The organism is Streptomyces soli (genome assembly GCF_003999195.1).
In the GTDB taxonomy this organism is placed as follows: domain Bacteria; phylum Actinomycetota; class Actinomycetes; order Streptomycetales; family Streptomycetaceae; genus Actinacidiphila; species Actinacidiphila soli.
Map to the genome: position 1 here is coordinate 39,224 of NZ_RJVR01000247.1, position 6,695 is coordinate 45,918.

Here is a 6,695-nt window from a genome sequence, read left to right on the forward strand (position 1 = left end):
CGATGAGCACAACCCGCGTCGGTGTGATCGGTGCCCGTGGCCGCATGGGTTCCGAGGCCGTCAAGGCCATCGAGGCCGCCGACGACCTGGAGCTGGTCGCGGCTATCGGAAGCGGCGACAAGCTGGAGGCGCTGGCCGACGCCGGTGCCCAGGTCGCGGTCGAACTGACCAACCCTGGCGCCGTCATGGGCAACCTCGACTTCTGCGTCCGGCACGGCATCCACGCCGTCGTCGGCACCACGGGCTGGACCGACGAGCGGCTGGCCACGCTGAAGGGCTGGCTCGCCGACTCACCCGGCACGGGTGTGCTCATCGCCCCCAACTTCGGGATCGGGGCCGTCCTCACGATGCGCTTCGCCCAGCAGGCGGCGCGCTTCTTCGAATCCGTCGAGGTCGTCGAGCTCCATCACCCCGATAAGGCCGATGCCCCCAGCGGTACCGCCGTCCGCACCGCCCAGCTCATCGCCGAGGCCCGCCGCAGCGCAGGCCTCGGCGACCAGCCGGACGCCACCAGCACCGCGCTCGACGGCGCCCGCGGGGCCGACGTGGACGGCGTTCCCGTGCACGCCGTACGGCTGCGCGGCCTGGTCGCCCACCAGGAGGTGCTCTTCGGCGACGCCGGGGAGATCTTCACCCTCCGGCACGACTCGATGAACCGCTCCTCCTTCATGCCGGGCGTCCTGCTCGGCGTGCGCCGCGTCGTCTCGACGCCGGGGCTGACCTTCGGCCTCGAACACTTCATGGACCTGGACTGACCGCATGCGTGCCAAGCTGACGTACTTCCTGCTCGCGGCGGTCCTCGTCGTCTACTTCGCCCTGGTCGGCACCCGCGGCGTCTGGCTCATCCAGGACGGCCGCCCGGTTACCGTCGTCCTCGGCATCGCCGTGCTCGTCCTGCCGCTCATCGGCCTGTGGTTCCTCTGGCAGACCACGGCCTTCGCGCGCAACGCGAACCGCCTCGCCAAGGAGCTGGAGGCCGAGGGCGGCCTCCCCGTCGACGAGCTGGTCCGTACGCCCTCAGGGCGCATCGACCGCGACTCGGCGGACGTCGTTTTCGCCAAGCGCCAGGCCGAGACCGAGGCCGCCCCCGACGACTGGCGCACCTGGTTCCGGCTCGCCGTCGCCTACTTCGACGCCCGCGACACCCCCCGCGCCCGCAAGGCCATGCAGCGCGCGATCGCCCTGCACGACGGCAAGGCCGTCCGCGCCTAGCCGGGGGTCAGCGCAGCTCGGCGGCCCACGCCTCTATGGCGTCGGCCGCCATGTCGAACGCCTCCGTACGGTGCCAGAAATCCGCGTTGTGGTCGGTCAGCAGCGGCCGCAGCTGCTCGCCGTTCGACCGGGTGACCACCAGCGCCTGCCCCATCACCGTCCTGGGCAGCCCCAGGACCTTCACCGGCTGCTGTGCCGTGCGCACCGAGCCGACCCGGTCCCACGACAGCGTGACCGTGTAGAAGAGCCCGACCTGCCGCAGCCCGCGGCCGCTGACCCAGAAGCCCACCCGCAGTATCCGCAGCGCGCTCACGATCACCAGCGCCGCGATGCCCAGGCAGGTCCCCGCCCCGTTGAGGCTGCCGGCGATCCCCATGATTCCTGCCGCCACCAGCAGATACGCCACGAGCACCAGCATCATCGAGGCCAGGGCCACCCGCAGCGGTCCCGGCCGGTACGTACGCATCCAGGTATCCCGTGCGGCGTACGGCAGAGTTTCGTGATGGCCGCCGTCCGCGGCGAGGAAGGGCAGAGACACGGCTCAGGTCCTATCGGGCAGGGTTGGCTGTGACCCGTGAGGCTATCTGGCAGCTGTGGCCCGGGCCACCTCGGACATGCCTGCCGTGGTGATTTGCGCCGTGTGCGGCGTTGTCAGTGCCAGGCCATAGGCTTGGCGCCGCCCCAAAGCACCAAGAGGAAGGACGCCCGGTGACCGACACCCCCACCGAGACCGCTGTGCATTTCCGTGACGACGTGACCGTCGAGCTCGTGAAGCACAGCGCTGCGGACTCTGACGTGCTCTGGGCGGCGCGCGTGTCCACCGCCGGGGAGCAGTCCCTTGAGGAGCTGAGCAAAGATCCCGAGCGCTCCAAGGGGCTGATCAACTACCTGATGCGAGACCGTCACGGCAGCCCCTTCGAGCACAACTCGATGACCTTCTTCGTCAGCGCGCCGATCTTCGTCTTCCGCGAATTCATGCGCCACCGCGCGGGCTGGTGTCTTGCCGGGGATACCGAGATCACTCTGGAGAGCGAAGCCGGTAATCTGCGCCGCCGGACGATCAAGGAGCTGTACCAGCACTGGCACTCCGGGGTTGAGGACCGGCTCCCGGCCTCTGCGGGGGGCGTGACCTGGCATGCCAAGGCCGGAAAATGGATGGGTCAGGTACGGCGGCACGACAAAGATCACTATCTCGGGTTGTACGAGAGCCGGGAGGCTGCGGAAAGCGCAGTGGCCGAGTTCCGTGAGCAGCACCCCAGCACACGCCTGCGAAAGCTGGAGTCAGTGCGGAGCAATCGTGTCCGCTGCTACGACGAGGAGACTCTGCTGGCCCAAAGGGCGAGCGTCGTCGACGTCATCGAATCGGGCGTGAAGCCGCTCATCAAGCTGACGACGGCGAAGGGCCGCGTCCTCAGGTGTTCCGCGGACCACGCCATCCTCACCCCGGAGGGGTGGGCGAAGGCGGGAGAGCTGGCAGTCGGAGACGCTGTGATGGGCGCCGGGACGGCCCCCCGTTCTTCCGAGGCGCTCGTACCTCCCAGTCTGCGGCGCGGCATCGGCGTCTGGACGTCCATGCAGCGTGACCGGTTGATCGAGGAAACCGACACCTGCCACATCTGCTCAGGGACCTTCCCACGGGAGTCCCTCGCTCTTGATCACCGAGTTCCCGTGGCAGCGGATCTGAACCGGGCCCTCGACGAGGACAACCTCGCTCCGGCGTGCGAGGACTGCCATGCAAAGAAGAGCGCTGAAGAACAAGCTCTATGCCGACGTGGCGGCAAGATCGCTGTCGCGCTTCCGGAAACGATCATTTCCATCGCCGAGGACGGCGAGGAGATGACCTACGACCTGTCGGTGGAAGGCCCGTGGCACAACTTCCTTGCCAACGGGATCGTCGTACACAATTCGTACAACGAGGAGTCCGGCAGGTACCGGGAGCTCCAGCCGGTCTTCTACATCCCCGGCGAGGACCGCAAGCTGGTGCAGCAGGGCCGCCCCGGCAAGTACGAGTTTGTGGATGGCACACCCGAGCAGCATCGGGCGGTGACCGATGCCATGGAGGCTTCGTACCGGCATTCGTACGAGGCGTACCAGGACATGCTGGCGGCGGGCGTGGCCCGCGAGGTGGCCCGGGCGACACTGCCCGTGGGCCTGTTCTCGTCCATGTACGCCACCTGCAACTCCCGCTCGCTGATGCACTTCCTCTCCCTGCGGACCCAGGACGAGCGGGCCGCCGTTCCGTCCTTCCCGCAGCGTGAGATCGCCATGGTCGCGGAGAAGATGGAGGCGCAATGGGCGAAGCTCATGCCGCTCACCCACGCCGCCTTCAACGCCAACGGCCGGATCGCACCGTAGCCCGCTGTCCGATTTGAAATCGAAAGACTCGTATTGCGTGCTTATGTGAACTTCATCTAAGCTACAGAAACGGATTCCGGTGCTGCCTGAACCCCCGAGCAGGCAGCACCGGAGTCCTCTTCGCAGGTCCCGGGGGAAGATGTCACCGCTCCTACCGAGTAGCGTTGGACCCATGGCTCCGACCTCCACCTCGCAGACCCCCTTCGGGCGGGTCCTGACCGCAATGGTCACGCCGTTCACCGCGGACGGTGCTCTTGACCTCGACGGCGCGCAGCAGCTCGCCGCCCACCTGGTGGCCGCAGGCAATGACGGCCTGGTCGTCAACGGCACCACCGGTGAATCGCCGACCACCAGCGACGTGGAGAAAGAGCAGCTCGTACGGGCCGTCCTGGAGGCCGTCGGCGACCACGCCTTCGTCATCGCCGGCGTCGGGACCAACGACACCCACCACAGCATCGAACTCGCGCAGCAGGCCGAGCGGGCCGGAGCCCACGGACTGCTCACGGTGACGCCGTACTACAGCAAGCCACCGCAGGAGGGCCTGTACCGGCACTTCACCGCGATCGCGGACGCCACGCAGCTGCCGGTCATGCTCTACGACATCCCCGGCCGCAGCGGCGTCCCCATCCATACCGAGACCCTCGTCCGGCTCGCCGAGCACCCGCGCATCGTCGCCAACAAGGACGCCAAGGGCGACCTCGGCGCCGCGAGCTGGGCGATAAGCCGCACCGGACTCGCCTGGTACTCCGGCGACGACATGCTCAACCTGCCGCTGCTCTCGGTCGGCGCCGTCGGCTTCGTTTCGGTCGTCGGCCACGTCGTGACGCCCGAGCTACGCGCCCTGCTCGAGGCTTACCTCGTCGGCGACGTGGTCAAGGCCGCCGAGATCCACCAGCAACTCCTCCCCGTCTTCACCGGCATGTTCCGTACCCAGGGCGTCATGACCACCAAGGCGGCCCTCGCCCTCCAGGGACTGCCCGCCGGACCGCTGCGGCTCCCGCTCGTGGAGCTCAGCGACGACGAGACGGCACAGCTGACGCGAGATCTCGCCGCCGGCGGGGTACAGCTCTAACAACAGACTTCACAACTGAATACCGAAATCGAACCATAACCAGGAAAATCGCACGATATCGCGCGCGCCATGTGTCCCACGATGGGCATGTGGCGCTCGTGGTGAGGAGAAACTTTTGAGCCATCCGCACCCTGAGCTCGGCCCGCCCCCGCCTCTTCCCGAGGGTGGTCTTCGCATCACCCCGCTCGGCGGCCTCGGCGAAATCGGCCGCAACATGACCGTCTTCGAATTCGGCGGGAAGCTTCTGATCGTCGACTGCGGGGTGCTCTTCCCTGAGGAGGAGCAGCCCGGAGTTGATCTCATCCTTCCCGACTTCACCTCCATCCGGGACCGCCTCGACGACGTCGTCGGCATCGTCCTGACCCACGGCCACGAGGACCACATCGGCGCCGTCCCCTTCCTGCTCCGCGAGAAGGCCGACATCCCGCTGATCGGCTCCAAGCTCACCCTCGCCTTCATCGAGGCCAAGCTCCAGGAGCACCGCATCCGGCCGTACACGCTGGAGGTCACGGAGGGCATGCGCGAGCGCATCGGCCCCTTCGACTGCGAGTTCGTGGCCGTCAACCACTCCATCCCGGACGCGCTGGCCGTCGCCATCCGCACCCCGGCCGGCATGGTCGTCCACACCGGCGACTTCAAGATGGACCAGCTGCCGCTCGACGGCCGCCTCACCGACCTGCCCGCCTTCGCGCGGCTCGGCGAGGAGGGCATCCACCTGCTGCTCTCGGACTCCACCAACGCCGAGGTCCCAGGCTTCGTCGGCCACGAGCGGGACATCTCCGGTGTCCTGAAGCAGGTTTTCGCCAAGGCCGAGAAGCGGATCATCCTGGCCAGCTTCGCCAGCCACATCCACCGCATCCAGCAGGTCCTGGACGCGGCACACGAGCGCGGCCGCAAGGTCGCCTTCGTCGGCCGTTCCATGGTCAGGAACATGGGCATCGCCCGTGATCTCGGCTACCTGAAGGTGCCCGCCGGCCTCATCGTCGACGTCAAGGTCCTCGACGACCTCCCCGACGAAAAGGTCGTCCTCGTCTGCACCGGCTCCCAGGGCGAGCCCATGGCCGCCCTGTCCCGGATGGCCAACCGCGACCACCAGATCCGCATCGTCGAGGGCGACACCGTCATCCTGGCGTCCTCGCTGATCCCCGGCAACGAGACCGCGGTCTACCGTGTCATCAACGGCCTGACCAGGTGGGGCGCCACGGTCGTCCACAAGGGCAACGCCAAGGTCCACGTCTCCGGGCACGCGTCCGCCGGCGAGCTGCTGTACTTCTACAACATCTGCAAGCCGAAGAACCTGATGCCCGTCCACGGTGAATGGCGCCACCTGCGCGCCAACGCCGAACTGGGCCAGGCCACCGGCGTGCCGAAGAACCGCTGTGTCATCGCCGAGGACGGCGTCGTCGTCGATCTCGTCGACGGCGTCGCCAAGGTCGTGGGCAAGGTCCAGGCCGGTTACGTGTACGTGGACGGCCTTTCGGTCGGCGACGTCACCGAGACCTCCCTCAAGGACCGCCGGATCCTCGGCGAAGAGGGCATCGTCTCCGTCACCGTCGTAGTCGACAGCAGTACCGGCAAGCTCGTCGGCGGCCCCTTCATCCACGCCCGCGGCTCCGGCATCGAGGACGAGGCCTTCGCCGCCGTGCTCCCGAAGATCGAGGAATCCCTGGCCAGAGCGGCCTCGGACGGCGTGGCCGAAGTACGTCAGCTCCAGCAGCTGATCCGCCGCGCCATCGGCAAGTGGGTCTCCGACACCTACCGCCGGCGCCCGATGATCCTCCCCGTGGTCGTCGAGGTCTGACGGTCCGTCTGACGCCGTAACCAGGAGCGGGGCGCCCGGATTTGCATCCGGGCGCCCCGCTCCAGTACGTTGGCACAACCCCCGCGAACGAAGGCGTCGTAGACGTGCGCCCTCGGGAATCGGGTGGAAAATCCGACAGAAAGCTTCTGCTAAAGTCGGAGAAGCGGGAAAGCTGAAAGGCAGAAACGCTAAAGCAGAATCCTATCAGCGGGAATCGGAGCCGAAAGGGTCTGATAAGCTGGAGACACGAAGGGT

The 6,695-nt window shown here is 67.6% G+C and carries 5 protein-coding genes and 3 pseudogenes; 7 read left to right on the top strand and 1 reads right to left on the bottom strand.

Features of this window, described 5'->3' with window-relative positions; translation table 11 throughout:
* Window positions 1-2 precede the first annotated feature (2 nt).
* Both dapB and EFK10_RS25085 read left to right on the top strand, forming a co-directional pair.
* On the top strand, window positions 3-755 hold the full coding sequence (dapB, locus tag EFK10_RS25080; protein WP_127357927.1) for a 4-hydroxy-tetrahydrodipicolinate reductase: 753 nt from the start codon (window positions 3-5) through the stop codon (window positions 753-755).
* A 4-nt stretch (window positions 756-759) separates the two neighbouring features.
* Window positions 760-1,212, top strand: coding sequence for a tetratricopeptide repeat protein (locus EFK10_RS25085; RefSeq protein WP_127357928.1), 453 nt, complete (start codon window positions 760-762; stop codon window positions 1,210-1,212).
* 7 nt (window positions 1,213-1,219) lie between these two features.
* On the opposite strand, the gene EFK10_RS25090 is transcribed toward EFK10_RS25085, so the two are convergent.
* Entirely contained in the window at window positions 1,220-1,750 is a 531-nt protein-coding gene (locus EFK10_RS25090) for a hypothetical protein (RefSeq protein WP_127357929.1), read from the bottom strand.
* Between the two features lie 170 nt (window positions 1,751-1,920).
* Between EFK10_RS25090 and EFK10_RS52760 the strand changes: the two are divergent.
* The 5 genes and pseudogenes from EFK10_RS52760 to EFK10_RS25105 all read left to right on the top strand — a co-directional run.
* Window positions 1,921-2,208 (top strand): annotated as a pseudogene (locus EFK10_RS52760) (FAD-dependent thymidylate synthase); the annotation flags it as partial.
* A 159-nt stretch (window positions 2,209-2,367) separates the two neighbouring features.
* A pseudogene (locus EFK10_RS52765) lies at window positions 2,368-3,114 on the top strand (HNH endonuclease); the annotation flags it as partial.
* Between the two features lie 3 nt (window positions 3,115-3,117).
* A pseudogene (gene thyX / locus EFK10_RS52770) lies at window positions 3,118-3,567 on the top strand (FAD-dependent thymidylate synthase); the annotation flags it as partial.
* 172 nt (window positions 3,568-3,739) lie between these two features.
* Complete coding sequence (dapA, locus tag EFK10_RS25100; RefSeq protein WP_127357931.1) at window positions 3,740-4,639, top strand: 4-hydroxy-tetrahydrodipicolinate synthase; 900 nt, start codon at window positions 3,740-3,742, stop codon at window positions 4,637-4,639.
* 115 nt (window positions 4,640-4,754) lie between these two features.
* Entirely contained in the window at window positions 4,755-6,440 is a 1,686-nt protein-coding gene (locus EFK10_RS25105) for a ribonuclease J (RefSeq protein WP_127357932.1), read from the top strand.
* Window positions 6,441-6,695: the final 255 nt, after the last annotated feature.

Coding starts and splice junctions, on each gene's coding strand:
- dapB (WP_127357927.1), top strand. CDS start 3: ATGAGCACAACCCGCGTCGGTGTGATCGGTGCCCGTGGCCGCATGGGT.
- EFK10_RS25085 (WP_127357928.1), top strand. CDS start 760: ATGCGTGCCAAGCTGACGTACTTCCTGCTCGCGGCGGTCCTCGTCGTC.
- dapA (WP_127357931.1), top strand. CDS start 3,740: ATGGCTCCGACCTCCACCTCGCAGACCCCCTTCGGGCGGGTCCTGACC.